Source organism: Rhodococcus sp. 05-2254-2 (assembly GCF_002259095.1).
Classification (GTDB): Bacteria; Actinomycetota; Actinomycetes; order Mycobacteriales; family Mycobacteriaceae; genus Rhodococcoides.
This window is the reverse complement of record NZ_NOZJ01000009.1, coordinates 478,013-501,781: the sequence shown is the minus strand read 5'-3', so window position 1 is coordinate 501,781 and position 23,769 is coordinate 478,013. Positions and strand designations below refer to the sequence as shown.

At 63.7% G+C, this 23,769-nt stretch carries 35 protein-coding genes; 24 read left to right on the top strand and 11 right to left on the bottom strand.

Annotated features, from left to right (window positions below):
• The first annotated feature begins 45 nt into the window (after positions 1-45).
• Positions 46-1,770 carry a helicase HerA-like domain-containing protein gene (locus tag CH283_RS17205; protein ID WP_094640437.1) on the top strand — a complete coding sequence of 575 codons (1,725 nt, stop codon included), beginning with the start codon at positions 46-48 and terminating at the stop codon, positions 1,768-1,770.
• Between the two features lie 48 nt (positions 1,771-1,818).
• On the opposite strand, the gene cmrA is transcribed toward CH283_RS17205, so the two are convergent.
• Genes cmrA through CH283_RS17190 form a run of 3 tightly spaced genes read right to left on the bottom strand, consistent with a single transcriptional unit; the run spans position 1,819 to position 5,215 of the window.
• Positions 1,819-2,622, bottom strand: a complete 804-nt coding sequence (gene cmrA, locus CH283_RS17200) for a mycolate reductase (RefSeq protein ID WP_068050011.1) — start codon at positions 2,620-2,622, stop codon at positions 1,819-1,821.
• Positions 2,623-2,645: 23 nt separating this feature from the next.
• A complete protein-coding gene (locus CH283_RS17195; RefSeq protein WP_094640351.1) occupies positions 2,646-4,691 on the bottom strand; it encodes an NADPH-dependent 2,4-dienoyl-CoA reductase in 2,046 nt (681 codons plus the stop codon).
• Positions 4,688-5,215, bottom strand: a complete 528-nt coding sequence (locus CH283_RS17190) for a PadR family transcriptional regulator (RefSeq protein WP_094640350.1) — start codon at positions 5,213-5,215, stop codon at positions 4,688-4,690. Before CH283_RS17190 ends, CH283_RS17195 begins: the two co-directional genes overlap by 4 nt.
• An 83-nt stretch (positions 5,216-5,298) precedes the next feature.
• Between CH283_RS17190 and CH283_RS17185 the strand changes: the two genes are divergently transcribed.
• Positions 5,299-6,621 carry an MFS transporter gene (locus CH283_RS17185; RefSeq protein WP_094640349.1) on the top strand — a complete coding sequence of 441 codons (1,323 nt, stop codon included), beginning with the start codon at positions 5,299-5,301 and terminating at the stop codon, positions 6,619-6,621.
• Here the strand turns inward: CH283_RS17185 and CH283_RS17180 are convergent.
• A complete protein-coding gene (locus CH283_RS17180; RefSeq protein ID WP_094640348.1) occupies positions 6,618-7,442 on the bottom strand; it encodes an alpha/beta fold hydrolase in 825 nt (274 codons plus the stop codon). The two genes, CH283_RS17185 and CH283_RS17180, sit on opposite strands and share 4 nt — an antisense overlap.
• Before the next feature lie 29 nt (positions 7,443-7,471).
• On the bottom strand, positions 7,472-8,098 hold the full coding sequence (locus tag CH283_RS17175; protein WP_068050021.1) for a TetR family transcriptional regulator: 627 nt from the start codon (positions 8,096-8,098) through the stop codon (positions 7,472-7,474).
• Between the two features lie 195 nt (positions 8,099-8,293).
• Here CH283_RS17175 and CH283_RS17170 point away from each other — a divergent pair, with 195 nt between their 5' ends.
• From CH283_RS17170 to CH283_RS17160, 3 genes are all read left to right on the top strand, one after another.
• On the top strand, positions 8,294-9,406 hold the full coding sequence (locus CH283_RS17170) for a ferredoxin reductase (RefSeq protein ID WP_094640347.1): 1,113 nt from the start codon (positions 8,294-8,296) through the stop codon (positions 9,404-9,406).
• Between the two features lie 63 nt (positions 9,407-9,469).
• Positions 9,470-10,654, top strand: coding sequence for a fatty acid desaturase family protein (locus CH283_RS17165; protein WP_068050025.1), 1,185 nt, complete (start codon positions 9,470-9,472; stop codon positions 10,652-10,654).
• 23 nt (positions 10,655-10,677) lie between these two features.
• Positions 10,678-10,911, top strand: a complete 234-nt coding sequence (locus CH283_RS17160; RefSeq protein WP_032394788.1) for a hypothetical protein — start codon at positions 10,678-10,680, stop codon at positions 10,909-10,911.
• Between the two features lie 63 nt (positions 10,912-10,974).
• Here CH283_RS17160 and CH283_RS17155 read toward each other — a convergent pair whose 3' ends face one another.
• From CH283_RS17155 to CH283_RS17130, 6 genes are all read right to left on the bottom strand, one after another.
• Positions 10,975-12,084 (bottom strand): methyltransferase, encoded by a 1,110-nt coding sequence (locus CH283_RS17155; protein ID WP_094640436.1) that lies wholly within the window; start codon positions 12,082-12,084, stop codon positions 10,975-10,977.
• Between the two features lie 14 nt (positions 12,085-12,098).
• On the bottom strand, positions 12,099-13,241 hold the full coding sequence (locus CH283_RS17150; RefSeq protein WP_068050027.1) for a N(5)-(carboxyethyl)ornithine synthase: 1,143 nt from the start codon (positions 13,239-13,241) through the stop codon (positions 12,099-12,101).
• Positions 13,242-13,439: 198 nt separating this feature from the next.
• Positions 13,440-14,642, bottom strand: coding sequence for a tyrosine-type recombinase/integrase (locus tag CH283_RS17145; RefSeq protein WP_094640346.1), 1,203 nt, complete (start codon positions 14,640-14,642; stop codon positions 13,440-13,442).
• The gene (locus CH283_RS17140; protein WP_094640345.1) at positions 14,642-14,869 is read right to left on the bottom strand and encodes a DUF3263 domain-containing protein; all 228 of its coding nucleotides are present in this window, start codon (positions 14,867-14,869) and stop codon (positions 14,642-14,644) included. The genes CH283_RS17145 and CH283_RS17140 overlap by 1 nt, the downstream gene beginning before the upstream one ends.
• 145 nt (positions 14,870-15,014) lie before the next feature.
• Positions 15,015-15,449, bottom strand: a complete 435-nt coding sequence (locus CH283_RS17135; RefSeq protein ID WP_255183241.1) for a hypothetical protein — start codon at positions 15,447-15,449, stop codon at positions 15,015-15,017.
• 66 nt (positions 15,450-15,515) lie between these two features.
• Positions 15,516-16,064 carry a helix-turn-helix domain-containing protein gene (locus CH283_RS17130; protein ID WP_176460290.1) on the bottom strand — a complete coding sequence of 183 codons (549 nt, stop codon included), beginning with the start codon at positions 16,062-16,064 and terminating at the stop codon, positions 15,516-15,518.
• Between the two features lie 271 nt (positions 16,065-16,335).
• On the opposite strand from CH283_RS17130, the gene CH283_RS17125 reads away from it, so the two are divergent.
• The 19 genes from CH283_RS17125 (at position 16,336) to CH283_RS17035 (ending at position 23,743) form a co-directional block, all read left to right on the top strand.
• Complete coding sequence (locus CH283_RS17125) at positions 16,336-16,605, top strand: helix-turn-helix domain-containing protein (protein ID WP_176460289.1); 270 nt, start codon at positions 16,336-16,338, stop codon at positions 16,603-16,605.
• 55 nt (positions 16,606-16,660) lie between these two features.
• Positions 16,661-17,455, top strand: a complete 795-nt coding sequence (locus tag CH283_RS17120; protein ID WP_094640343.1) for a phage antirepressor KilAC domain-containing protein — start codon at positions 16,661-16,663, stop codon at positions 17,453-17,455.
• Entirely contained in the window at positions 17,452-17,682 is a 231-nt protein-coding gene (locus CH283_RS29045; protein WP_141215259.1) for a helix-turn-helix domain-containing protein, read from the top strand. The genes CH283_RS17120 and CH283_RS29045 overlap by 4 nt, the downstream gene beginning before the upstream one ends.
• On the top strand, positions 17,679-17,936 hold the full coding sequence (locus CH283_RS17115) for a hypothetical protein (protein ID WP_094640342.1): 258 nt from the start codon (positions 17,679-17,681) through the stop codon (positions 17,934-17,936). Before CH283_RS29045 ends, CH283_RS17115 begins: the two co-directional genes overlap by 4 nt.
• A complete protein-coding gene (locus CH283_RS17110) occupies positions 17,933-18,316 on the top strand; it encodes a hypothetical protein (protein ID WP_094640341.1) in 384 nt (127 codons plus the stop codon). Before CH283_RS17115 ends, CH283_RS17110 begins: the two co-directional genes overlap by 4 nt.
• Positions 18,313-18,822 (top strand): DUF1643 domain-containing protein, encoded by a 510-nt coding sequence (locus CH283_RS29040; RefSeq protein ID WP_094640340.1) that lies wholly within the window; start codon positions 18,313-18,315, stop codon positions 18,820-18,822. The genes CH283_RS17110 and CH283_RS29040 overlap by 4 nt, the downstream gene beginning before the upstream one ends.
• Positions 18,819-19,097: a hypothetical protein gene (locus tag CH283_RS17100; protein ID WP_094640339.1), complete on the top strand. Its 279-nt coding sequence runs from the start codon at positions 18,819-18,821 to the stop codon at positions 19,095-19,097. The genes CH283_RS29040 and CH283_RS17100 overlap by 4 nt, the downstream gene beginning before the upstream one ends.
• Positions 19,094-19,579 (top strand): hypothetical protein, encoded by a 486-nt coding sequence (locus CH283_RS17095; RefSeq protein WP_094640338.1) that lies wholly within the window; start codon positions 19,094-19,096, stop codon positions 19,577-19,579. The genes CH283_RS17100 and CH283_RS17095 overlap by 4 nt, the downstream gene beginning before the upstream one ends.
• The gene (locus CH283_RS28355) at positions 19,576-19,749 is read left to right on the top strand and encodes a hypothetical protein (protein ID WP_176460288.1); all 174 of its coding nucleotides are present in this window, start codon (positions 19,576-19,578) and stop codon (positions 19,747-19,749) included. Before CH283_RS17095 ends, CH283_RS28355 begins: the two co-directional genes overlap by 4 nt.
• Positions 19,746-20,213, top strand: a complete 468-nt coding sequence (locus CH283_RS17090) for a hypothetical protein (RefSeq protein ID WP_094640337.1) — start codon at positions 19,746-19,748, stop codon at positions 20,211-20,213. The genes CH283_RS28355 and CH283_RS17090 overlap by 4 nt, the downstream gene beginning before the upstream one ends.
• Positions 20,214-21,018: 805 nt before the next feature.
• Positions 21,019-21,303 carry a hypothetical protein gene (locus CH283_RS17075; RefSeq protein ID WP_094640333.1) on the top strand — a complete coding sequence of 95 codons (285 nt, stop codon included), beginning with the start codon at positions 21,019-21,021 and terminating at the stop codon, positions 21,301-21,303.
• Positions 21,300-21,587 (top strand): hypothetical protein, encoded by a 288-nt coding sequence (locus CH283_RS17070; protein ID WP_094640332.1) that lies wholly within the window; start codon positions 21,300-21,302, stop codon positions 21,585-21,587. The genes CH283_RS17075 and CH283_RS17070 overlap by 4 nt, the downstream gene beginning before the upstream one ends.
• On the top strand, positions 21,584-22,006 hold the full coding sequence (locus CH283_RS17065; protein WP_094640331.1) for a hypothetical protein: 423 nt from the start codon (positions 21,584-21,586) through the stop codon (positions 22,004-22,006). The genes CH283_RS17070 and CH283_RS17065 overlap by 4 nt, the downstream gene beginning before the upstream one ends.
• On the top strand, positions 22,003-22,464 hold the full coding sequence (locus CH283_RS17060; RefSeq protein ID WP_094640330.1) for an RNA methyltransferase: 462 nt from the start codon (positions 22,003-22,005) through the stop codon (positions 22,462-22,464). The genes CH283_RS17065 and CH283_RS17060 overlap by 4 nt, the downstream gene beginning before the upstream one ends.
• Positions 22,461-22,724, top strand: coding sequence for a hypothetical protein (locus CH283_RS17055; protein WP_094640329.1), 264 nt, complete (start codon positions 22,461-22,463; stop codon positions 22,722-22,724). The genes CH283_RS17060 and CH283_RS17055 overlap by 4 nt, the downstream gene beginning before the upstream one ends.
• Positions 22,721-23,107, top strand: coding sequence for a hypothetical protein (locus CH283_RS17050; RefSeq protein WP_094640328.1), 387 nt, complete (start codon positions 22,721-22,723; stop codon positions 23,105-23,107). Before CH283_RS17055 ends, CH283_RS17050 begins: the two co-directional genes overlap by 4 nt.
• Entirely contained in the window at positions 23,104-23,349 is a 246-nt protein-coding gene (locus CH283_RS17045; protein WP_094640327.1) for a hypothetical protein, read from the top strand. The genes CH283_RS17050 and CH283_RS17045 overlap by 4 nt, the downstream gene beginning before the upstream one ends.
• On the top strand, positions 23,346-23,552 hold the full coding sequence (locus CH283_RS17040) for a hypothetical protein (protein WP_094640326.1): 207 nt from the start codon (positions 23,346-23,348) through the stop codon (positions 23,550-23,552). The genes CH283_RS17045 and CH283_RS17040 overlap by 4 nt, the downstream gene beginning before the upstream one ends.
• Complete coding sequence (locus CH283_RS17035; RefSeq protein WP_094640325.1) at positions 23,549-23,743, top strand: hypothetical protein; 195 nt, start codon at positions 23,549-23,551, stop codon at positions 23,741-23,743. Before CH283_RS17040 ends, CH283_RS17035 begins: the two co-directional genes overlap by 4 nt.
• The last annotated feature ends 26 nt before the right edge of the window (positions 23,744-23,769 follow it).

Here is a 23,769-nt window from a genome sequence, read left to right as displayed (position 1 = left end):
ATCGAGCCAGTTCAGCATCAGCACACGTTCATGGAGGACGCGGACATGACAGTCGACCCGACGCAGCCGGCACCCACGCTCAGCCCGGCAGAGAAGGCGAAGGCTGCCAAGGCCGCCGCCGTCGAAGCGGCACGGGTCGCCGCCGAAGCTCTGGCCGCAGCGGACGCCGCCGAAGCCGAAGCGTTGGCCGCGGAACAGGGGCAGCCGCAGGCATCGACGGGCAAGGCCGCCGAGATCGCCGCCGGATACGCGTCGGAGGGGGCCGCGTTGGAATTGGGAACCGTGGTGCTCGACGGCGTCACCGATCCGTCCGCTCGTATCCGAATTCCGTTGGCCACATTGAACAGACATGGCCTCGTGGCCGGGGCCACCGGAACCGGAAAGACGAAGACGCTGCAGGGCATTGCCGAACAGCTCTGCGCCGCAGGCGTTCCCGTGGTCATGGCCGACGTCAAAGGTGACTTGTCCGGCCTGTCGCAGCCGGGAGCAGGCAACGAAAAGATCCGCAGCCGAGCAGCGGACACCGGTATTCCGGACTGGGCTCCCTCCGGCCATCCGGTCGAGTTTCTCTCCCTGGGCACCGACGGAGTCGGCGTCCCGGTGCGCGCCACCATCACTGCGTTCGGCCCGATTCTGCTCAGCAAGGTGTTGGGGCTGAACAACACTCAGGAATCCACTCTCGGCTTGATCTTCCACTGGGCCGATTCGCAGGGGCTCGCCCTGCTCGATCTCAAAGACCTGCGGTCGGTGATCATGCACCTGACCAGCGACGAGGGCAAAGCCGACCTGAAGGGCATCGGCGGCGTCTCCTCGGCCACCGCAGGCGTGATTCTGCGCGCGTTGGTCAACCTCGAAGCGGACGGCGGCGACACCTTCTTCGGCGAGCCCGAGCTCGAGACCGAGGACCTGCTGCGCGTCGGGCCGGACGGCAGAGGCGTGATCACCTTGTTCGAGCTCGGGGCGCAGGCTTCGCGGCCGGTGATGTTCTCCACGTTCCTGATGTGGGTGCTGGCCGATCTGTTCCAGACGCTGCCCGAGGTGGGTGACGTGGACAAGCCCAAGCTGGTCTTCATCTTCGACGAGGCACACCTGCTGTTCGCCGACGCCTCGAAGCCGTTTCTGCAGCAGGTGGAGCAGACCGTCAAGCTCATCCGCTCCAAGGGTGTCGGTGTCTTCTTCTGCACGCAGCTGCCCACCGACGTCCCCAACGATGTTCTCTCGCAATTGGGGGCGCGGATTCAGCACGCCCTGCGCGCCTTCACGCCCGACGATCAGAAGGCCTTGAACAAGACGGTCCGCACGTACCCCAAGACCGACGCCTACGACCTGGAAAAGGCGCTGACCTCGTTGGGTACCGGCGAAGCGATCGTGACTGTGCTCTCGGAAGAGGGTGCACCGACTCCCGTGGCGTGGACCAAGATTCGGCCGCCCCGCTCCCTGATGGACACCATCGGCAACGACGCCATCGGGGCGGCCGCATCGTCGAGCACCCTGTCCTCGAAATACCGAGAAACGATCGATCGCGAGTCGGCCTACGAGCGGATGAACGCGCGGGTGGCGAACGTACCGGCCCCGGCCGAGAAGTTCGACATCCCGCCCCTGCCTGCGGATCTGCCGGATCTACCGCCGAGCGAGCCGGATGGGCCGTCGGCCGCAGAGCGGATCATGGGCAACCCTGCCGTCAAGAGCTTCCTTCGATCGGCCGCCTCGGCCGCCGGGCGGGAGATCTCGCGCAGCATCTTCGGAACCGGACGTCGCCGTCGACGCTGAGCTTGCTCAGTCGGGAGTGGAGCCCGCGGAACGACCGAAATTCGGGTATCAGTTGCCGAGCTTCTTGTAGAAGCTGCCGATGATCGGTGCGGAGATGCTGCGCGGGCTGTACTGGCCGGCCGCCGACATGCCCTTGCTCAGCAGACCCGGTACGACGCGCATTTTGTTCTTCTCGAGGCCCTCAAGAGACACCTTCGCGGTGTAGGCGCTGTCGATCCACAGGAAATCGGGAACCATCTTGTCGACGATCGAAGCCTCGGCCGGGTCCGGTGTCTCGGTGCGGACCGGGCCGGGAGCGAGGAGGGTGACGTTGACTCCGGTACCCGCGAGCTCACCGCGCAGCGATTCCGAGAACGTGTTCACGAAGGCCTTGGTCGCGGCGTACGTCGCGTTGTTGGGGATGGCCATGTTGCCTGCCGCCGAACCGGTGATCAGGATGCCGCCCGCTCCACGACCGATCATGCCGGGCATGACCGCCAGTGTGAGGTCGTGCACCGCAACGGCATTGAGCTCGACCTGGTCGCGCTCGTACGCGGGATCCAGACCGGACAACGGCCCGAACGTTGCGATCCCTGCGTTGTTGCACAGGATCGAGATCTCGCGCTCGGACAGCTCGGTCACCAGTTCCTGTCGCTGCTCACGGTTCGACAGATCCGACTGACGCACCTCGACGGTGACGCCGTACTCGGCCGTGAGCTTTGCGGCCAACGCCTCGAGCAACTCGCCGCGTCGAGCCACCACGATCAGTGAATGACCACGGGCGGCGAGTTCGGTGGCCAGGGCTTCACCGATTCCGGAAGAGGCTCCGGTGACGACGGCGCGGGCATCTGGGCTGGGCTTGGGCAGGCTCACGGTGAGACAGGCTAGCGGACAGATCAGATCGTGGCCGCGAGCCGGGTGCCTTGCTCGATGGCCCGCTTGGCGTCGAGCTCCGCAGCGACGTCCGCACCGCCGATGATGTGCGTCGTGGTGCCCGCGGCCTTCAGCTCGTCGACCAAGTCGCGAACCGATTCCTGACCGGCGCAGACAACGATGGTGTCCACCTCGAGAACGCGCGGACGCTCGTGCTTGTCACCGAAGGAGATGTGCAGGCCCGCGTCGTCGATCTTCTCGTAGTTGACACCGGAAAGCTGTTGCACGCCTTTGGCTTTCAATGCAGCTCGATGAACCCAGCCGGTCGTCTTCGCCAGCCCGGCGCCGATGCGTCCCGGCTTGCGTTGCAGCAGATACACCTCACGCGGAGACGGTGCGGGTACCGGAGTAGTCAACGCCCCCGGCGCGGCCTCGGGCTCGGTGACGCCCCACTCCTGCTTCCATTCCTTCAGATCCAAGGTGGGGGAGGCGTCGGTGGTGAGGAACTCGGAGATGTCGATGCCGATACCGCCTGCACCGATGACCGCGACCCGATCGCCGACGGGCTTGCCGTCGCGCACCAGTTCTGCGTACGACAGCACCGAGGGGTGCTCGATGCCGGGGATGCGGGGAATCCGGGGGGTGACGCCGGTGGCGAGCACCACCTCGTCGAACTCGCCTGCGACGAGTTCGGCCGCGGTGACTCGGGTGTCGAGGTGAACGGCGACGTCTGCGCTGCGAAGTGCACTGGAGAAGTACCGGATCGTTTCGGCGAACTCCTCCTTGCCTGGGATGAGTCGTGCGATTCCGAACTGTCCGCCGATCTCGTCTCTGGCCTCGAAGAGGCTGACGGCGTGTCCGCGTTGCGCGAGATTGAGCGCGGCGGCCAGGCCTGCGGGCCCGGCTCCGACGACCGCCACCTTCTTGGTCTTCTTCGTCGGCAGCAGTTGCAGGTCGATCTCGCGTCCGGCACGCGGGTTGACCAGGCACGAGACCTTCTTGTGGACGAAGGCGTGGTCCAGGCAGGCCTGGTTGCAGGCGATGCACGTGTTGATCCGGTCGGCGGAGTCGGTGGCGGCTTTCTCGACCCAGAACGGATCGGCCAGCATCGGCCTGGCCATCGCGATCAGCTGCGCATCGCCGCGAGCCAGAATGTTCTCGGCGATCTCGGGCATGTTGATGCGATTGGACGCGGCGACCGGGATGGACACGTGTTTTTCGAGCTTGCCGGTGATGTCCGCGAATGCGGCGCGCGGAACCGAGGTGACGATGGTCGGCACCCGCGACTCGTGCCAGCCGATGTCGGTGTTGATGATGTTTGCACCCGCAGCTTCGACGTCCTCGGCCAGCGCGACGATGTCGTTCCAGCTCTGGCCTTGTTCGACCAGATCCGCCATCGACAGCCGGAACACGACGATGAAGTCGGGGCCGACGGCTGCCCGCGTCTGCCGCACGATCTCCACGGCCATCCGCCGACGGTTCTTCGCCGAACCGCCCCACTCGTCGCGTCGCTTGTTGGTGCGCTCGGAGAGGAACTGGTTGATGAAGTAACCCTCTCCGCCCATGATCTCGACGCCGTCGTAGCCGGCGCTCTGTGCGAGCCGGGCGCAGCGTACGTAGTTGCGGATCTGCCAGCGGACGCCCCTCGATGTCAGTCGCCGCGGCCGAAAAGGATTGATGGGAGCCTTGATCGACGACGCCGACACGCTCAGCGGCTGGTAGGAATAGCGCCCGGCATGCAGGATCTGCAAGGCGATCTTGCCGCCTTCGTCATGGACGGCAGCAGTGATCCGGCGATGCCGACGGGCTTCGATGCGATTGGTCAGCTTGGCTCCGAACGGCAACAGCCAACCGGTGCGATTGGGCGCATAGCCCCCGGTGATGATCAGCGCGACTCCGCCGCGGGCACGCTCGGCGAAATAGGCCGCCAGGCGGCCGGTGTCGCGGGCGCGATCTTCGAGGCCGGTGTGAATCGATCCCATGATCACGCGGTTCTTCAGCGTGGTTGCGCCGACATCCAACGGAGACAACAGAATCGGATACGGGCCAGCAGTCTGCTCGGTCTTCACAGCTTCTCCAATACCTCGGTGCACCACTCGGTGAATCCTTCTTCGACGCGAATTCCGCCGCGCAGCACCAGGTATTGATGCAACGCGGTGCCGGTGAGGGCAGCGGGGGCCGGAAAGTCCTGCTTCTCGATCAGTCGGTAGACGTCGAGGCGGGTGGCATGAACATCGCGATGGCGGGCGACTTCGATCTTGAGAGCAGCGATGTCACCGTTGGCAGCCCCGCGGATCTTGACGGCGAGTTCCTCGCGTAGCTGCGAAGGATCGGTCGGAGCGGCGATCCAGCGATCGAGCTCCGCGCGACCCGCAGCGCTGACGGAGTAGACCTTCTTGTCCGGCCGGCCGTCCTGCGCGACTGCCTCTCCGGTGATCCATCCAGCCCCGTCCATCCGCGTCAGCGTCCGGTAGATCTGCTGATGCGTTGCGCTCCAGAAGAATCCGATCGACTTGTCGAAGCGGCGGGCGAGCTCGTACCCCGAGCCGCTGAGCTCGGTGAGGGAAACCAGAATCGCGTGTTCCAAAGCCACACCCGAGAGTATGTATGCAACACGGTGACTATGCAACTAGGTGCACTGATGAATTCGGATGCCGCGGTCTAGTGTTGGCAACCATGGGAACCCAGCCGGAGGCCGCTGTCGTCGGAGTCGCCACAACGCGTAAGCAGGTCACCGCCTGGGGGTTCTGGGACTGGGGCTCGGCCGCGTTCAACGCCGTGATTCTCACGTTCGTGTTCTCGGTGTATCTCACCGACGCCGTCGGCGACGATCTGCCCGGTTCCATCTCGGCCACCACCTGGTTCAGCTGGTCGATTGCCGTGTCCAGCGTTGTCATCGCACTCCTCGCGCCGGTCTGCGGGCAGTACTTCGACGCGCGCGGCAAACGTAAGTGGCTGCTGGGAGTGTTGACCGCGCTGACGGTCGTCGCCATGGCGGGCCTGTTCTTCGTCCGAGACGACTACCACTATCTGTGGCTCGGCCTGTTGCTGCTCGGTCTCGGATCCATCATGTTCGAGCTGGCCAGCATCCCGTACAACTCGATGCTGCGGCAGGTCTCCACTCCGGCGAACATCGGCCGAGTCTCCGGGTTCGGTTGGTCGATGGGCTATTTCGGCGGAATCGTACTGCTGCTCCTGTGCTACGTCGGCTTCATTGCGGGCGACGGCGACACCCGCGGAGTTCTGGGGCTGAGCACCGACGGCGGACTGAACATCCGACTCGTCGCTCTGCTCGCTGCCGTGTGGTTCGCCGTCTCGGCCATCCCGGTTCTGCTCGCCGTTCCCGAGGTACCTCGCGCCGTCGCCGATCCGAAGGCTGCAGAGGTCGGCTTCGCGGCCTCGTACCGCGTCCTGTTCCGTGATGTCCGTGAGCTGTGGAGTGCAGACCGCCGCGCCGTCTACTACCTGATAGCCAGTGCACTGTTCCGGGACGGGCTGGCGGGGGTCTTCACCTTCGGAGCCGTACTCGCCGTCAGTGTCTACGGCATCGGGGCGGGCGACGTCCTGCTGTTCGGCGTCGCCGCCAACGTCATCGCCGGACTCGGAGCCGTCGTCGCCGGACGTTTCGACGACAGAATCGGCCCGAAGAAGGTGATCGTCTTCTCCCTCACCTGCATGATCGCCGCCGGGACGATTCTGCTGTTCGTCTCGGGACCGACGATGTTCTGGATCTTCGGGCTGATCCTGTGCCTGTTCGTCGGGCCGGCGCAGTCGTCCGCCCGCACCTTCCTGGCCCGGCTGGCTCCACCGGGACGCGAAGGTCAGTTCTTCGGACTGTTCGCTACGACGGGACGCGCCGCCTCGTTCCTCGCACCGTCCCTGTTCGGTCTGTTCGTGTGGATGTTCGACGCCGACCGCGCGGGTATCGCCGGGCTGATCATCGTCCTCGCTGCCGGACTGCTGGCGCTGCTGAAGGTGCGGGCTCCCGAGCGGGTCTAGGCGGAGTCGATACGGGCCAGGATCTCGGCCGTCAGTTTCTCGGGCGCTTCTTCCGGGATCCAGTGCGAGATGCCGTCCAATTCGACGAATCGGTACGGCGCATCGACGAATTCGCCGCAGCGCTCGGCTCCCGCTCGACCGATGGCGGTGTCGCCGTTGCTCCAGACGTAGGTGGTGGGCACGGTCACCGCAGGAAGGTTTGCGAACTCCCTGGTCATCGCGGCGTACCAGCTCGATGCGGCCGTCAGCGCCCCGGGGACGGTGAGATGCCGAACGTATTCGTCGTCGAGGCTGTCCGCACCGAACATCGCGCGCAGCCGCTGGGCGTCGTTCTCGACCAGAACTCGCTCGGCCTTCTCCGGTTCTCGGAGCAGACCGAAGTACGTGGACCGCTCCTGCTGATCCGGATCCTCGCGGATGGCCCAGTTGAACGCGGCCGAATGCGGGACCGACGCCGCTGTGAGAGTGCGGACGCGATCCGGATGTTCGGCTGCGAGATGCCACGCGACCACCGCACCCCAGTCGTGTCCGACCAGATGCGCCGACGGCAGCTCGAGCGTGTCGAGCAATCCGAGAATGTCGCCGGTGAGATGTTCGATGCGGTAGTGCTCGACGCCGACCGGACGGGCACCGGGGGAGTAGCCCCGCTGGTTCGGGGCGATCACGCGACAACCTGCGCCGACCAGGCCGGGCGTCACCGCGGTCCACGACGCGTTGGTCTGCGGAAAGCCGTGCAGCGCAACCACCGGAACACCGTCCGGTGGTCCCGACATCTCGACCTCGAACACGTACTCGCCGACACTTAACTCGGTCATGAACATCCCTTCGCGGCCGTCTCGTTCTCGAACGGTCAAGCCCGTCGTGGTTCCCATCGGCTCATCCCGAGCATGATCATGCGGATCTGCTTCTCGGTCCGCTCGATCAGATCCTTCTCGTTCTGACTACCCGGTCTGTCGATTTCCAACAGGCCGACCACCGCAGTGAGCATCGTCGAGACGAGCAGGTCTGCGGTCATCTCCAGATCGGCGACGTCCCACCGCTCCAGACCGGGCATGCGGGACAGGTCGATGGTCAGCTCGCTGACGAACAGTCGTAGTTCGGTGGCGAAGGCGCGGCGCACTCCGGTCACGCCGCCGTACCGTTCGCGACTGAGAAAGCGGAATTGATCCTCGTGGGAGCGAACCTGGCGAACCAGGATGCCGAAGGACTCGGTGGCCGTCTTGGTGCTGGGGTTGCGTCGGGCGTCGCGCAGCATCTGTCGCAGCATCCGCATGCTGTCCTCGACGAGAGCGACGCCGAGGTCCTCCATGGAGGCGAAGTGTCGATAGAACGCGGTGGGGACGATGCCGGCGGATCGAGCGACCTCACGGAGGCTGACGCTGGCGAAGGAACGCTCGCGGAGCAGGTCCAGGGTGCCCTCGATCAGTGCTTGCCGCGTGCGCTCCTTGCGCTCGGCGCGGGTCCCCGGTTCTGTCACAACGTCCAGTTTATGGGCGCGCACTCTGTGATCTCCCTTCCGGTTGCTTCCCGGCACCCACAGAACTGTCGATTCGCTCTGTAACGGCGGTCACATAAACGTTGACAGGTACCGGTGTCGCTCTGTCACACTCATGTTAGTGCACAATCGTTCACTGAATGGGTCGTAGGTTTCGATCCGGTAAGGGAGGATGGAATGACGCTTCAAGAACGTCCGTCGCGAGCCTCGGGTTCGCGCAAGTTCTCGCTTCTTTCCCTGTTCGAGGCCATGGCCACGCCCCACGCGCTCGATCGTTACCTCGAACTCGTCGACCCGATGACGACCGTTCGTGACCTTCGCGGCGAAGTGACCGATATACACCGGTCCACCGAAGACTCGTTGACGCTCACCATCCGTCCCACGCGTCAGTGGAAGGGATTCAAGGCCGGCCAGTTCGTTCAGGTCGGAGTCGTCATCGACGGAGTACGCCACACCCGCTGCTACTCGCCCGCGTGCTCGCAGTACCGCAAGGACGGCCGGATCGAACTGACGATCAAGGCGCATCCCGAGGGTCTGGTGTCGCAGTACCTGCACAAGAACGCGTACGTCGGCCTGGTGGTCAGCCTGTCGCAGGCGGACGGCACGTTCGAGCTTCCCCAACCACGCCCGGCAAAGACGTTGCTGATCAGCGGTGGCAGCGGTATCACGCCGGTGCTGTCCATGCTCAGGTCGCTGCTGGACGAGGGGTACAGCAGCGACCTGACCTTCCTGCACTACGCGTTCACCGAAAACGACGTCGCGTACAAGAAGGACCTCGAGAAGATCGCCGCCCAGCACGAGAACGTGAACATCGTCTTCGCGTACACCGAGCAGAAGACCGGCGGCGACCTGCACGGGTTCTTCGGCCAGGAACATCTCGATGCGGTGGCCCCGTGGTTCGCCGAGGCCGACACCTTCCTGTGTGGACCTCCCGGACTGATGAAGAGCGTGACGTCGTACTTCGACGACGCAGGTCTCAGCGAGCGGCTGCACCTCGAGGAGTTCACGCCCTCGTTCGCCACCGTCAGCGACGACGTCACCGGCACCACCACGTTCTCCGGCAGCGACGTGTCCTCGGAGAACGACGGCGAGACGCTGCTCGAACAGGCCGAGGCGGCGGGACTCTCACCTGCCAACGGCTGCCGGATGGGTATCTGCTTCACCTGCACCTCGGTGAAGAAATCCGGCTGCACCAAGAACATCAAGACCGGTGAGACCGACACCGAATCGGACAAGAAGATCCAGCTGTGCGTGTCCGTCGCCGTGGGCGACGTCGACATCGACATCTAGATCCACCTCGAACAGCGACAACCCCAAGACCCATCTCGACCCGATCGAATTGGAGATCATCAGATGCTCGGAACGATTCTCTCGATCCTGCCCACCACCGTCCTGCCCTTCCGCCGTGACGAGACCCTGCCGGACCAGCCGACCGTGCTGACCTACGAACAGGTGGAGGAGCTCGGCCGCGAACTCGACGACCTGCGCGCCCGCACCGTCGCCAAGCTCGGTGACGAGGACCGCGAATACATCTACAAGATCATCAAGGCGCAGCGCGGCCTCGAGGTCGCCGGACGCGCGTTGATGTACCTGCCCTTCCTTCCGCCTGCATGGCTCGCAGGCGTCGGTGCCCTCGGAGTGGCGAAGATTCTCGACAACATGGAGATCGGCCACAACGTCATGCACGGCCAGTACGACTGGATGCGTGAGCCCGGCCTCAACTCCGAGGTGTTCGAGTGGGACACCGTCTGTCCGGCAGACCAGTGGAAGCATTCGCACAACTACATGCACCACACGTTCACCAACATCGTCGGCATGGACCGCGACATCGGTTACGGCATCCTGCGGATGGACCAGGACCAGAAGTGGAATCCGTACTACCTCGGCAACCCGGTGTACGCATTCCTGCTGATGACGTTCTTCGAGTGGGGCGTCATGCTGCACGACCTCGAGACGGAGAACATCGTCGCGGGCAAGCGCAAGTGGCACGACGTCAAGCCGCTGCTGCAGGGCATGTGGCGCAAGGCGGGCAAGCAGGCGCTCAAGGACTACGTGATCTTCCCCGCGCTGACCGGGCCGTTCTTCGCGTCCACCGTGGTCGGCAACGTCGCCGCCAACCTCATCCGCAACGTGTGGACCTACTCGATCATCTTCTGCGGCCACTTCCCGACCGGAGTCCAGACCTTCAGCAAGGAAGAGACCGCCGAGGAGAGCCGCGGCGAATGGTACGTGCGGCAGATGCTGGGATCGGCCAACATCGAGGGAACTCCGCTGTTCCACATCATGTCGGGCAACCTCTCGCACCAGATCGAGCACCACCTGTTCCCCGATCTGCCCGCGCACCGCTACCCGCAGATCGCGCCGGAGGTCAAGGCCCTGTGCGAGAAGTACGACCTGCCGTACAACACCGGTGGCTTCTTCCACCAGATCGGCACCGTGTGGGGCAAGATCTTCAAGCTCGCCCTGCCCAACTCGCTCACGGGATCGGCGGCTCCGGCCGGTGTTATCGTCGAGCGTAAGAAGACCAGCGCAGCGTGACGACTTCGAAGGGGGCGGTCCTGTTGGTAGGAAAGTTCGAGCGCAACAAGGACACCGTGCAGGAGTTCACCGAATCGGCCGCGACTCACGTCGGCCGGATCGTGGTGATAATCGCCGGAGCCGTCCGCGACGTCACTCGTGAAATCGGTGATCTGATCACCGACGGAATCGAAATGCGTGAGGCGGCGAAGAAGGCGGAGCGTGACGCGCCGCTGGGCACCGTGATCAACGGCGAGTTCGAGACCCGCGAACGGTAAGAAGTACCGGATCCACCAGCGCCGCCCGAGCATTGCTCGGGCGGCGCTGTCGTGTGTCCACTGTCAGCGTGCGCGGAGCCGCCACAGTGACGTGGTTTCGCGTGAGCGTGCCGCGTGCAGCACATCGGAGCTGTCGGTGACGCGCGAATGCGTCGGGGTGGTGTCGGTTCGGCCGACGACGGCCAGGCCTGCCGCGTCGATGGCGGTGAGAAGTTCTGCGCGCGTGACCAATCCGAGCAGCTCGGCGAGGTCGGACACGATCAGCCAGGCCTCACCGTTCGGCGTCAGGTGCCCGCGGAGTCGGCTGAGGAAGGACTTGAGCATTCGCGACCCGGGGTCGTACACCGCATGTTCGATGCCCGACGTGGGTTTCGTGGGAATCCACGGCGGATTGCACACGATCAGTCCCGCACGCCCGGACGGGAAGATGTCGGCCTGCACCACCTCGACCCGATCGGCAAATCCGAGAGCATCGATGTTGGCTCGTGCGCACGCGATCGACCGCGGATCCTTGTCGGTCGCGACCACCGAGGTCACGCCGCGGCGGGCGAGCACTGCAGCCAGAACGCCCGAGCCGGTGCCGATGTCGAACGCTCGGTCCGTGTCCGGCAGCGGTGCGCCGGCGACGAGTTGGATGTACTCGCCGCGGACGGGGGAGAAGACGCCGTAGTGTGGGTGGATCGAGGCATCCAGCGCCGGCACGAAGACACCCTTGCGTCGCCATTCGTGTGCGCCGACCATGCCAAGCAGCTCGCGCAGCGACAGCACGCACGGCGTGGCGTCGGGGCCGAGTGCCTCCGATACGGCTGCACGGACGTCCGGAGCCCGGCCCAGGTCGAGTCGACAGCTCGAATCGAGTTCCACCAGAAGCATTCCCAGCACGCGGGCACGTCTGGCTCGATGTTGACGATGCAGATGAAACTGCTCCGCAGGTGACGCGTCGGAGGACTGTTTGGCCGGTGGTACCCGCCGGGTCATCGCCGACAGCAGCTGCCGAGCATTGTTGTAATCGCCGCGCCACAACAGAGCTTCGCCGATCGTGGCCAGCTTGTACGCAACGTCTGCCGTCGTCGAATCGTCGACGATGCGTACCGTGCGGGGTGCGGGAGCGCCGTTCTCCGACTGCCAGCGGCACGTCCGCTCGCTACCGTCCTCGATCCACGTGATGCTCATGCCGTGCGCTTCGTTCACGCTGCGGTGTGCGGGTACTCCGCACTGCGATGTTGGAAGGCAAGGATATTCGGGTTCACGATGATGCCGCTCCTGATCTCGATCGAACGCTCGATGGTGGAATCGGCACTCCACGCCGAGGGTCCGTCGAGCACGATCCGAAGGTACGGCAGCAGCGATTCACTGATTTCCCAGGTGGCAGAGTTCCACAGGTAGGAGGGGCTGTGGTCGACGGCGTAGTACCGCACGTTGTCGCCCACGGTGAACATGGGATCGGCGAACGACGTGGGCTTGGCCCACTCGAATCCCATGCCCTCGTCGCACGAGACGTCCACCACGAGGGTGCCAGGCGCGAGAGTCGGCAGGTCCTGGTTCGTCAGGAACGTCAGTGGTGAATTGGTATCCTGCAGAACGCAATTGACGATGACGTCGTGGTCGGCGAGGAAGCTCGACAGTGGTACGCGGCCGTCGGGAGTGAGGGCCCGACTCTGGCGTGGATCGGCGTCGTCGAGATCGAAGTTGACGATGTTGGCCGAGTGGATCGGCGAACTCACCGCAGTGACGCCGCGCTGGGTGAGAACGTCCACATCGTGAATGCCATGGGCATTGAGTGCAGTGACCGCACCGCGAGCGGTGGCACCGAAACCGATGACCGCAGCCCGCAACCGGCGACCGTAATCACCGGTCGACCCGATCAACTGCAGTGCGTGCAGCACCGAGCAGTAGCCGGCCAACTCGTTGTTCTTGTGGAACACATGCAGATTGAACGAGCCCTCGTGGGTCCAGTGATTCATCGCCTCGAAGGCGATCAGCGTCAGCTTGCGGTCGACGGCGATCTGGGTGAGTTCTTCGTCCTGTACGCAGTGCGGCCAGCCCCACAGTGTCTGCCCTGGGCGCAAGGATGCGAGATCCTCGGCCTGGGGCTTGGGCAACAGGATCACATCGCACTCGGCGACGAGTTGCTCGCGTGTGCGAATGCCCGCCACCTGGGTGGCCAGGTGCTCATTCGAAATTCCGAACGGCTCGCCGTAGCCGGATTCCAGGAACATTCGGGCGCGAATATCGGCATCTATTCGATCGAAATGCAGTGGGTGAATCGGTAGTCGCCGCTCATCGGGCTTGCGCGAACGTGAGAGGACTCCGAGAGTGAGCTGATGCACGTGTGACCCTTCGTTATGCGAAGTCAACCACAGTGAGCCGAACCGACTTACGTTTGTGCTGGTCAGAGGGTGCCCCCGGCAGGATTCGAACCTGCGACCAAGGGATTAGAAGGCCGTTCGAGGGGTTTCACACTACTTCACTTTGCGAAACAATCCGCACCTTTTCGCAGGTCAGGCAGGGTTTGCGCCTGCCAGTGCCTACCAATGCTTCACCACCCTTAACTCAGGTTTTGCTGTACGACCTGCTGTACGCCGATTCAGCGCCTCGGCCACCGCACCCCACTGCGAGTTCCCGAGATGCGAGTACCGCATCGTGACGACGATCGACGAGTGACCCATCAGCGTGCAGACCTGAGCGAGATGGATCCCGGCCCGAATAAGCGTCGAGGCGTACGTGTGGCGAGTGTCGTGGACCCTCGCGTGCCCCACGGGAATGTCGCGACCCTGACTGTCCCGTACGGCTGCGCGGCGGCAGGCTCGCTCCCATCGGCGGTGCCGGAAGTTGTGGCCGTCGATCGGCTTCCCGTCGGCCTGGGTGAACACCAGACCGGTCCGGCACTTCGTGGATCCGTTGTGCACGATCGGGCATTGCAGAGCTGGCGTGCTGTCGGTGCGGTGTTCCTCGAGCAACGCCACTACCTCGTCGGGTATGGGCACTGCCCGCATCGCGTACGACTTCGGTGCCTTCATCGACCTGTCCTCAGGGTCGTAGGCGTGTCGCACGTGAAGGGTCTTGCCGTCGAGGTCGATCGACTCCCAGTGCAGGCCAATGATCTCCCCGAGACGGAGCCCAGTGCCGAACGCCAACCGGACGAGTACGAGGTCCTGGCCGTCGAGCTCGGCGCAGATCGCGTCCTGCTCGTCATCTGTCAGATACCGCTCCGGTGACACCCCGTCTTTCGAGATCTTGACGTCGAAGCACGGGGACTTGTCGAGCACCTTCGCTGTCACAGCGGCCCGCATCGACGACGACAGGAGTCGATAGCACTTCGTCACCGTCGACGCCGACAGCGGCCGCCCGGCCTCGTACCGGCTGGTGGTGCGGACGCCACCGGATCGACGGAGCTCGTTCACCCACTCCTGAATATCGCCCTGGGTGATGTCCGCGAGCGGTACGTCACCCCACTTCGGTCGAACGTGATGTTCGATCTTCGACATGTCTGCCTTCAATGACTGCGGGGCGACGGATCGTCGGGCGAGCCACCGCGGTTCCCACTGCGCCCAGGTAATGGTGCGGGCTTCGGGGGAGCGGGGGTTGATCCGTGCATCTTCCTCGGCGGCGGCGGCCTTGCTCAGGGCTTGCCGTTCGCGGGGGAAGGTGCCAGCGGATCTTTCCTTGCCGTAGGCGTCGCGGTACAGCCCTTGGAACTTCCCTGATGACAGTCGGCGGGTCCACGCCATTATCCGGCCCTTCGTAGTGTCGCCCGACTATCGCGGATGCGGCGCAGTCGCTTCACGAGGACCGGGTCGGCCTTGAGAGCGTCCGGGTCGTCGAGTAGTGCGTTGAGAAGCTGATAGTAGCGCACCGCCGACAGGTCGAGCTGGTCACGAATGTCGGCTTCCTTGTTTCCTGGCGCTGTGTACCAACGCTTTTCGAACTTCAGGATCTCTTCCTGTTGTGGTGTCATGCTCCCCATTCGTTTCCCTCAGGGTCGGCCGCGTGAAGCTCGGCCTCCCACTTCTCGTCCATGACCTCGTTCAGTGTCGGACCCATGCGGCAGGCCCACACTTGCTCAACGATGCCGGTCTTTGGGTTCGTCCAGTCGGTCCACATCAGAGTTGTCTCCGTTCGAGTTCGTTACTGAGATAGCGGCGCTCGTCCGGCGTGAGGTGAGCGATCCTGACCGTGAGCGTGTGGACATCGGTCCACAGTTCCCACGCGCACTCGCGGTCAGGCAGGCCACGAGTCCACGTGAGCGCTTCGACGAGGTCATCGAGTTCGATGAGTTTGCGGGCCGCGATAATGTCGACGGCCTGCTCTTCCTTGCGGCGAAACCACGAGTCCGGGATGTCATGCTCCGAGCCGCGGTCGATGTGCTCCAGCTCGTGGCCGAGCGCCGATCTACGCGCTGCCTGAGTCAGGGATGCGCAGATGAAGATGACGCCGTCGACGATCTTGGCGGCCACGCCGTCGGGGAGCGTCTTGGTGTAGTCGATCTCCCACTCGGGGTAGTCGTCTCTGGCTCGTCGCCACGGGTGGTATCGCATACCGACGAGTCTGCGGTGGTGTACCGACAAATTACGCGACTGTAATTAGCTGACCTGCGGGTTTGGTTATGAACCCGGCTCAAAGTCGGGCGTGTCGGTCTTCTCCTTCACGCGTTCCGACGCCGCGCCAGGCATAGCCGGGTCAGGTTGCGAGCCTTGATTCCGCCTACGCAAGGGTGTGACCTTGTCTGCGCCGCCGTGAGCGGCGCGTGTATTGGGGGTTCCGCGAGTCCCAGCTTCTCCATCAATCTGCGGATCGCCCTGCGTGTCCTGCGTGCCCGTGTCTTCATTTGCTTGAACCCTTCGTTTTATCTCGGTCAGCAGTGCGTCTATCGACACCCGCTGTAGGTCGAGCTCTGCCTGTCGTTCCGCTTCCCCAACCGCGCCTAGAGCTCGTGCGGCTGCGTCACGGACTGTCTGTTCGGAGACGCCCTCGAATGCCTGGGCAAGACCGGCGATGGTCTTGTCGTCGGGCATCTGTCCGAGGTGGCTCCGCTTGTCGTTCAGCAGCTTGGATACGTGCTGCCGTGACAGGCCTGAGCGTGTGGCGAGTTCGGACGGTCGCCAACCACGTAGGTCGCACTGCGACTGAATGAACCGATTGAACTCGTGCACACCAATACCTTCCGAGAGTCACGCCGGGTCCACAAGCCGCCGAAAACTCAATGTCAACTGGGCCTAGGCGACTTGACGGCCAATTGTGTCAACTAACCGTAGACCAACTGATACCGGTCGTGACCTGCACGCTGCTGAACTACACCGGTGTAAGTGTTGACGAAACGTCAACCGGTATGCGACTCTCTGTCTGCAAGTCGTTGACAACCAAGGCGAAGGAGAGCAGACTGTGGCTACCGCAATTCGGCGGAAACGATCGAGAGGAATCTGGATGCAAGTCAGAGACCCCGAGCTCATCGTCAAGTACATGGACAAGCACGACTTCAGTCAGGCGCGGCTCGCTCGCTACTGCGGTTGCTCGCGGCAGTTCATCTTCATGCTCATCAACGGCAAGCGGACAACGTGCACTCGGCAGATGGGTGAGCTCATCGAGGAGGCGCTTGACGTGCTCCCCGGCACTCTTTTCGTGGGCAAGAAGTCGCCCACTACACCAACCAAAGTCGCCAAGCGTGGGACGCGCACTACCGCAAAAGCTGCATAAAAAACGCCGCCACCTGGGCGAACAGGTGACGGCAACGACACAGAAATGAGGATCAATGTCAGTACCAATGGTACGACATGGGGAGCCATCCCCGTTCGACGCGATTCGTCGTGTTCGAGCAGACGGCTCGGAGTACTGGTCGGCCCGTGAGCTCTCGAAGGCCGTCGAGTACGAGACATGGCGCAACTTCGCGGCCGCCCTCGATCGCGCAAAGATTGCGTGCGAGAACAGTGGAAGTCCAGCTCAGGATCATTTTGTCGGCGTCAGCAAAATGGTCGAGATCGGTAGCGGGGCACAGCGTTCGTCGGACGACTACCAGCTCTCGCGTTTCGGTGCGTATCTCGTCGTAATGAATGGCGATCCGAGGAAGCCTGCAATCGCTGCGGCGCAGTCCTACTTCGCGATCCGCACACGTGAGGCCGAGACCGCGCCCGCTGCAATGACTCGTGAGGATCGTCTCGCGATCGGCATGCATGCGATGCAAGAACTTATAGCCGAGCAGGAAAACCGGATCGGCGAACTCGCACCCAAGGCTGCGAAGTTCGACAACTTCCTTTCGGCCGATGGTGACTACTCGGTGTCCGAGTGTGCGGGTGTTCTCAGTCGTGCGGGTATCGAGACCGGCGAGAAGCGACTGTTCGAGACGCTGCGGATGATGCGCTGGACCTTCCAGGACAGCAAGGGTCGGCCTCGCGCGTACCAGTCCGCGAAGGACTCCGGCGTTCTGGCGGAGAAGCCGACCGGCGAGTGGGTCGACGACGACGGTGGTGTGCACATCCGCTGCCCCCAGGTCCGGGTTACACCCAAGGGAATGTCGCGGTTGCTTGAGCGACTGGAGGCGACGGCATGAGCGTCGCGACGTCACCGTGGCTGACGGTGCAGGAAGCGGCGGATCGTGTTCGCCGCCATCGTAATTCCGTGTACAAGGCGTTGTGGGCTGAGCAGGCGAAGCCAGGTAGTGGTCTTCGTGGCCGCCAGTTGGTGGAGCCGCAGGGCTCATGGCTGATCCACGTCGACGATCTGGATGCGTGGGTCGCTGGTGAGGCTCCCGCGCGCCGGTTGCGGAGGTCCGCATGAGTGCCCCGCATGTCATCACCCTCTATGGCGCTCGCGGCATCGGTTTCCGGTGGACTCGCCGCGCCGGCAACCACCGTGTCGTCGGTGCTGCCACTGAGGACTACGCGTCGAAGCAGGGTGCCGTCAAGAACATGATCACCGCGAACTCTGACATCGAGGATTGCGTGATCCGGGATGTGACGGGGCTGGCGTCGCCTCGGTCTCGTGCTGCGCGTTCGGATTTGAGTCGCGGCCCGTTAGGTGGTGCCGAATGAGCGCAGCACTTGCGAGCGATGCCGAGGCGATGAAGTTGCTCGCCGACGTCACGGAACTGGTTCGCGCTACTGATCCTGATTCGTGGTGGGAGGGGCCAACGTTCCGTAGCCCGTGCCAAACGAAACATTGCGTCCTCTCGCATGTCGCCGACGTACTGGGCATGGATGCGATGGATCAGTTCGAGTCCACCTGGTCGTCGTCGTACGTGATCGGTGCGGGCGTCAACGACAAGCCGACGGAGAAGTATCCGCAGTCGCATCCGAAAGATCGTGTGCTCGCGTTCCTGGAGAACCTGCGCACTGGTGCCGAGGAAGACGTCGTCACCGGGATGGATCGATGCTTCCTTGATAGCGAAGCCCGTAAGGCAGGTGCCGCATGAGCGCCCCAAGTGCAGAACGCGTGGAGAGCTCGGCCTCGTTGTCGTCCGATGGACGGTATCGATACACACTTCGCCGAGTATGGGGTGGCGGCCTTTGGCTCACCTTCGTGATGCTCAATCCGTCGACTGCAGATGCGTCGCAGGATGACCCTACTATCCGTCGGTGCTGCGGGTTCGCTCGGACGCTTGGTTACGACGGCATCCATGTCGTGAATCTCTACGCGTACCGGGCAACCAGACCTCAGGATTTGTGGACCGTTGATGACCCGGTCGGCCCCGAGAACGACACTGCGTTGCGAGTCGCTTTGGGTCGTCCTGGTCTGGTGATTGCGGCCTGGGGTGCGAATGCACGGCTCGATCGCGTTCGTCAGGTCGCCGCAATGCCGGGGTCGAATCGTCTGTTGTGCCTGGGCATTACAAAGAACGGTGCACCTCGGCACCCGTTGTACTTGCGTGCTGACAGTGAGCCGGTTCCTTGGGTTGCCGTCGTTGGGGGGAAGCCATGAGTGCCGCCTCTCGTGTCATCACCGTCAACGGAATGGACGTCACTGTCACCGAGTGCCCGCGCCGGTCGGGGTTCGGTCCACTGCCTGTGTTTGCGGCTGTGACGGATGACGGTGTGCGAACTGTGTTCAACACCAACCTGTTTCCGAATGCGATCGGTCGGGCGCGGGATATGGCTGCGGCAGCACGGAAGTCGCAGAACTCGTTGCGGGAGACGTATCGGGCGCAGTGGTTGGCGCTCGCTCAGGTCATCGAAGAGTTGGGAGTGAAGGCATGACCATCGAAAACGGTGCACTCGTGCACTACCACTCAACGGCCCTCAAGCTGGCTCGTGGGTTCGACTACAGCAAGGAACACCAGCGCACCGACAAGCCGACCGGGTTGTGGGTCTCGGTCGCTGGCGAGGACGACTGGGAATCGTGGTGCCGACTCGAGGAATATGCCGTTGACGCCCTTGCAGTTCCGCATGTGGTGACACTGTCGGACTCCGCGAACATTCTGCGCCTTACGACCGTCAACGATCTGGTCGCGTTCGACAGCGAGTACGGCATCGAGTCCACATACGCCTCGCGGACATACCGATTCGAGGTCGATTGGCCCCGCCTGTACGGGGAGTTCGATGGCATCATCATCGCCCCGTATCAGTGGTCCCAGCGCCACAATGGCCCGCAGTGGTACTGGGGTTGGGATTGCGCGTCGGGCTGCATTTGGAACCTCGACGTGATCGCGGCCTTCGAGCCATCGGTGGTGTCGGCATGAGCGATATCGATTACCCGAAGGTTCGTGCTCGGCATCGTCGGGAGATCCGTAACGATCAGTGGGCTCGGCATGAGTCTGATGCCCGGATTCTGGGGTTGGGTGTCCTGTCGGTTGTGGTCGCGGTGCTGTTGATCGTGGGCGTGACGGGGTTGGCGGTGATGTCGGCATGAGTGAACCACTCGACCTCGACGCGCTCGAAGCACGCGCAAGCAAGGCGACCGACGGCCCGTGGAATGTCTACGACGGATGGTCCAACGACCACTCGACCAGGACACGCGGTATCGGCTCGTCCGCAATCCCGGAATCTGAGTGCGTATTCGAGGATCCCTACCTGGTATCGACGGATGCGGACTTCATCGCCCACTCTCGCACCGATGTCCCTGCTCTCATCGCTCGTGTCCGGGAGCTGGAACCCCTCGTGCTCGAGGGGGATTGGGAGACGGTCCGGGATGCACTGGACGCACTGCCGGAAGGTGCGCAGATCCGTTGGACGACGGGCGACCCGATCCGCATCTCTCTCGCCGTCAAGATCATCAACGTCGTCGGAAACACTCGATGGTCCGCCACGGATGGCAGGTACATCCCATCCGAGTCCATCGCCCGCGATGAGACACCCATCGAGGTGATCGCGTGAACACGACAGTTCCACGCAAGAGCCGCAAGCAACGCAAGTGCAGCTGCGGCAATCGTATTGACGTCGGAGACATGTACATCGAGCACACCACGTTCCCCGGTGATAACAGCGGGTACGCGGACGACGCGGGGCATCCTGTACGCATCGCTGAATGTCGCTCGTGCGCTGATCGGTATGGCCGCAGCGTGCTGTTCGACTGCACCCACGAGAACCTCTCAGTGCGAAAGCGATTCAGCGGTATCGGGCCAGGGCTCACGGCGGAGAGTGTTCGCATCATCTCGGCTCGCTGCGTTCGGTGCGGGAAGAACATGCGATCGGCGGTTGTCGCATGAGGGCCCGCATTCACGGTGCTTCTATCGGCGGATGGGATGGAGACGGGAACAAAGACGACACGTACCCGCCCGAGGTTTGGGTTGCGGTGCCGGCGGAGTTTGTTGTCGGGCATTCGCTCGGTGAGCTGACGAGTCCGGATGGGCATCGGCGTCTTGCGGCAATGCTTCTCGCCGAAGCGGAGGCCGCGTCATGATCCGCCGCACCCTCCACCGTCTCCGTCCCCACCTGATCCTCGCGGGCATCCTCGTCGGCGGTCTGGCCGCCTCACCACTCTGGCAGGTGACGGGATGAGCGAGTACACGTTCAGCTACAGCCAGTTGTTCAACGTCTTCGGCGCTCCCGGTATCCCGAACACCTATGAGGCGCGCCTGTACAGGGATGGCCGTTGCATCAAGAGTCGAACGTTCTGGTGGCGGAGCAAGGCTGAGTCGCAGTGCATGAAGTGGCGTGCCTTGTATGGGGCGGTGCCGCGATGACCTTCATCGCTCGTGGTGAGGTCTACGACGGCTACCCGATGGGCGCGGACTGCGACCTGGACGCCCTGATCGTCGGTGTCATGATCCCGAACTTGATTCAGATCACCGCGGACGCAATCACTGCCGCGCTTCAGGTTTCACTGACCCGGATCTTACCGAGGTTCTGGGACTCCCTTCCTGTTCTTCCTGCTGCCGCCGGGCTGGGTGGCGCGGGTTCCTTGGTGCCGGTGAGCGGTCTCGCCACTGCTCCCGGCACCCCAAACGAAACGAGAAACGAATGAACGCAATACACGAGGCACCGCATCCACTGTCGGGCCAGACCGTCAACATCGGTATCGACGGCATCGGCGTCGGGGAGTACACGATCGAGGACTACTGGGATCGGGTGCACTCGGCCGGCTCTTGGATGTTCGCTCAGGGCAACCCAGCAGCTTTGAAATACGCGGTCCGTGCCGGCGTCAAGGGGCTGCCCGTCGATGACGAGGTTGTGTACGGGAAGCTGCGCGGCATCGGGCACATCGTGCACCTGTCTGAGATCCCATCCGCCGCAGTGGGTGCGGCATGAACGCACTGAACGTCAACGTCGTCCACGAAGGCGTGACGTATAGCGCCGACGTGATGACGATCGAGTCCACCCGCCTCGGCATCGAGGACCACGGGATCATGTCCGCGATGCTGCATTGCAAGGGCGATGGCGGCGGGACGGGTGTCGGTGGTTACGGCCTCGATCAGTACGACAAGGAGAAGGGCCGCCGCGTCGGTCACGCGTTCGGCCTGCAATGGCTGATGCAGGTGATGGCGACGGTCGGCGTGGAGCGGTGGGAGAAGCTGCCCGGTAGCCGCGTCCTAGTTCTGTACCCGCACAGCGAGTCGCGCATTCATCTCGGGCAGGTAGCAGTCGGCATCGCCAACGTCGACACCGGGAAAGCGCTCATTTTCAAAGAGCTGGCAGAGGAATGGTTCCCAGCTGAGGTGCCAGCATGAGTGGCTACTTCGGGATCGCGGTGTGGCATCCGAAAACGGAATCGAACGTCGGCACTCTGTGGCGGCACGCGAACCTCTACGGGGCAGCGTTCGTCGGAACAGTCGGTCTCCGGTACCGGCATCAGGCGTCGGACACCAGCAAGGTGGACCGCCGCATACCACTGATCCACTACGCGGACTTCGACGATCTGGTGCGGCACCTGCCGCACGGCTGCCCAATCATCGGCGTGGAACTCGACCCGCGCGCGAAACTGCTCGACGAATCGTTCCATCACGACGACCGCGCCCTGTACCTGCTCGGTGCTGAAGACCGCGGTCTGCCACCGGCGGTGCTGGACAGGTGCCATCGGATCGTGCAGATCCCGACACCGTCGGTGCAGTCGATGAACGTCGCCGTCGCCGGGACTTTGGTGATGCATGACCGGTACGCGAAGTCTATGCAGCGGGTGGCGGCATGAGCGCCCAGGTCCTGGCTGTCGATGTGACGACGCAGTGGGGGATCTACGCCCACGGCACACCCGTCGACATCGCCGAATCCACCGACACCGAGTACGTCATTGTCCTCGCCGATCTGCCCCGTAATCGCCTGTTGGCTCGGGTGCCGCGGTCCGCGGTGCGGCGTTACGGCGGGCTGCCGCCGAGGACGCGGCGTGCCCCACTCGACATCGAAGCTGCCGGCCCAGTCGCCGCGGCATGGTCCGAAGGAGAAGCAGCATGAACGCTCTGGTCCCAATCGAACACTTCACGATGTGGCTCGCAACAGGGGAGAGGGGCATCAGCTCCGAGAAAATCGCCTCTCACCTGTCCGGTGTGCCGATCACCAAGTGGAGTCAGTTCGACTCACACCCACACGACCCCAGCGATTTCCGTCGCTGCGAGCGGTTGTTCCGTGCGGTCCCTCTCGCCCGGCTGCACATGTCGGCGGTTGGTGACATCTCGCCTGTGTGGCGGAATCTCGTCGACCACTGGGACGAAATCGTTGCGCTCTGCGAGCAGGACTGGCCGGGCTGCATCGACAACAGCCCGAGCCGTACAGCGGGGGCACCGAACGCTTATCGCCGCATGAAAGAACTGATCGAAGAAGCGAGGGCCGCAGCATGAGCGACTTCCTCGAGGTGGATCGCGGCGTGATCACCGCGGTGCCGCGGCATCTGCGGCTCGTGTCCTCCACCACCGGCCCGACGTACACGGAAGCGGACGAAGACCCGTACGAGGTCGAAGAGGTCGATGCCGCGTTCCCGAAGGATGACCGCCTCGATCCGTGGTCGAAGTTCGTCATCTGGGGCTGCCTCGTGCTGCTGTGCTGGGCGATCCACTACGTGTGGACCGGAGGCACCCTGTGAACGCCGGCGACACCGTCACCGTCGACATCCTCCCCACGCTTCCCGTCGGGGCTGTGATCCGCACCGACACAGCGCAGGTCGCGGTGAAGGCGTTCATGGGTGACGACGAAGGCCCGGAAGAGTGGTTCGAGACGGGCGATCCGACGCCTCTGCGGCCGGACGAGTTGGACGGCTATCCGATCACGATCCTGTGGCTGCCATGACCGGGCGCATGGTCTGGGACGAGCAGTCCCTATGGCGTCTGGACCCGGGTACCCGATTCCGCGAGATCGGCCGCCTGGGCCGCGAGTTCATCGTCGATGACCACCGCGCTGGCGTCCTGTGGCACGGCCCCACTCCCTGCCCTGTCGCTGTGGTCGAACTTCCGGTCGAGGTGGTCACCCGTGCCGTCTGACTTCGACCCATTCGAGGATCCCGCTT

What these genes read in the sequence shown, in the direction of transcription:
- CH283_RS17100 (WP_094640339.1), top strand. Translation starts at nt 18,819, where the DNA reads ATGAGTGCCGCCTCTCGTGTCATCACCGTCAACGGAATGGACGTCACT.
- CH283_RS17145 (WP_094640346.1), bottom strand. Translation starts at nt 14,642, where the DNA reads ATGGCGTGGACCCGCCGACTGTCATCAGGGAAGTTCCAAGGGCTGTAC.
- CH283_RS29045 (WP_141215259.1), top strand. Translation starts at nt 17,452, where the DNA reads ATGAGCGTCGCGACGTCACCGTGGCTGACGGTGCAGGAAGCGGCGGAT.
- CH283_RS17120 (WP_094640343.1), top strand. Translation starts at nt 16,661, where the DNA reads ATGTCAGTACCAATGGTACGACATGGGGAGCCATCCCCGTTCGACGCG.
- CH283_RS17090 (WP_094640337.1), top strand. Translation starts at nt 19,746, where the DNA reads ATGAGTGAACCACTCGACCTCGACGCGCTCGAAGCACGCGCAAGCAAG.
- CH283_RS17075 (WP_094640333.1), top strand. Translation starts at nt 21,019, where the DNA reads ATGACCTTCATCGCTCGTGGTGAGGTCTACGACGGCTACCCGATGGGC.
- CH283_RS17070 (WP_094640332.1), top strand. Translation starts at nt 21,300, where the DNA reads ATGAACGCAATACACGAGGCACCGCATCCACTGTCGGGCCAGACCGTC.
- CH283_RS17205 (WP_094640437.1), top strand. Translation starts at nt 46, where the DNA reads ATGACAGTCGACCCGACGCAGCCGGCACCCACGCTCAGCCCGGCAGAG.
- CH283_RS17060 (WP_094640330.1), top strand. Translation starts at nt 22,003, where the DNA reads ATGAGTGGCTACTTCGGGATCGCGGTGTGGCATCCGAAAACGGAATCG.
- CH283_RS17095 (WP_094640338.1), top strand. Translation starts at nt 19,094, where the DNA reads ATGACCATCGAAAACGGTGCACTCGTGCACTACCACTCAACGGCCCTC.
- CH283_RS17180 (WP_094640348.1), bottom strand. Translation starts at nt 7,442, where the DNA reads ATGTTCATGACCGAGTTAAGTGTCGGCGAGTACGTGTTCGAGGTCGAG.
- CH283_RS17140 (WP_094640345.1), bottom strand. Translation starts at nt 14,869, where the DNA reads ATGACACCACAACAGGAAGAGATCCTGAAGTTCGAAAAGCGTTGGTAC.
- CH283_RS17110 (WP_094640341.1), top strand. Translation starts at nt 17,933, where the DNA reads ATGAGCGCAGCACTTGCGAGCGATGCCGAGGCGATGAAGTTGCTCGCC.
- CH283_RS17185 (WP_094640349.1), top strand. Translation starts at nt 5,299, where the DNA reads ATGGGAACCCAGCCGGAGGCCGCTGTCGTCGGAGTCGCCACAACGCGT.
- CH283_RS17065 (WP_094640331.1), top strand. Translation starts at nt 21,584, where the DNA reads ATGAACGCACTGAACGTCAACGTCGTCCACGAAGGCGTGACGTATAGC.
- CH283_RS17165 (WP_068050025.1), top strand. Translation starts at nt 9,470, where the DNA reads ATGCTCGGAACGATTCTCTCGATCCTGCCCACCACCGTCCTGCCCTTC.
- CH283_RS28355 (WP_176460288.1), top strand. Translation starts at nt 19,576, where the DNA reads ATGAGCGATATCGATTACCCGAAGGTTCGTGCTCGGCATCGTCGGGAG.
- CH283_RS17155 (WP_094640436.1), bottom strand. Translation starts at nt 12,084, where the DNA reads ATGAGCATCACGTGGATCGAGGACGGTAGCGAGCGGACGTGCCGCTGG.
- CH283_RS29040 (WP_094640340.1), top strand. Translation starts at nt 18,313, where the DNA reads ATGAGCGCCCCAAGTGCAGAACGCGTGGAGAGCTCGGCCTCGTTGTCG.
- CH283_RS17125 (WP_176460289.1), top strand. Translation starts at nt 16,336, where the DNA reads ATGCAAGTCAGAGACCCCGAGCTCATCGTCAAGTACATGGACAAGCAC.
- CH283_RS17170 (WP_094640347.1), top strand. Translation starts at nt 8,294, where the DNA reads ATGACGCTTCAAGAACGTCCGTCGCGAGCCTCGGGTTCGCGCAAGTTC.
- CH283_RS17050 (WP_094640328.1), top strand. Translation starts at nt 22,721, where the DNA reads ATGAACGCTCTGGTCCCAATCGAACACTTCACGATGTGGCTCGCAACA.
- CH283_RS17045 (WP_094640327.1), top strand. Translation starts at nt 23,104, where the DNA reads ATGAGCGACTTCCTCGAGGTGGATCGCGGCGTGATCACCGCGGTGCCG.
- CH283_RS17135 (WP_255183241.1), bottom strand. Translation starts at nt 15,449, where the DNA reads ATGCGATACCACCCGTGGCGACGAGCCAGAGACGACTACCCCGAGTGG.
- CH283_RS17035 (WP_094640325.1), top strand. Translation starts at nt 23,549, where the DNA reads ATGACCGGGCGCATGGTCTGGGACGAGCAGTCCCTATGGCGTCTGGAC.
- CH283_RS17055 (WP_094640329.1), top strand. Translation starts at nt 22,461, where the DNA reads ATGAGCGCCCAGGTCCTGGCTGTCGATGTGACGACGCAGTGGGGGATC.
- CH283_RS17115 (WP_094640342.1), top strand. Translation starts at nt 17,679, where the DNA reads ATGAGTGCCCCGCATGTCATCACCCTCTATGGCGCTCGCGGCATCGGT.